The sequence below is a fragment of the Microvirga antarctica genome (assembly GCF_017921815.1).
In the GTDB taxonomy this organism is placed as follows: Bacteria; Pseudomonadota; Alphaproteobacteria; order Rhizobiales; family Beijerinckiaceae; genus Microvirga; species Microvirga antarctica.
Genome location: NZ_JAGEMM010000118.1, coordinates 1 through 288 on the forward strand (window position 1 = coordinate 1; position 288 = coordinate 288).

The 288-nt window shown below is 57.3% G+C and carries 1 protein-coding gene; it reads left to right on the top strand.

Translation table 11 applies throughout. The annotated features are described in order from the left end of the window. Positions 1-288: pyruvate formate lyase family protein (locus tag J4G32_RS21100; RefSeq protein WP_281413605.1), on the top strand; the 288-nt coding region annotated here is incomplete at both ends.

Here is a 288-nt window from a genome sequence, read left to right on the forward strand (position 1 = left end):
AGGTTGGGCCGAAAACCGCGCCGTTAACGGATGAGGTGCTGGATTACGACACGGTAATGGAGAGCCTCGACCATTTTATGGACTGGCTGGCGGTGCAGTACATTAGCGCGCTGAACGTCATTCACTACATGCACGATAAGTACAGCTATGAAGCTTCGCTGATGGCGCTGCACGACCGTGATGTGTATCGGACGATGGCGTGCGGCATCGCCGGACTGTCGGTGGCGGCGGATTCCCTGTCCGCCATCAGGTACGCTCAGGTGAAACCGATTCGCGACGAAAATGGCC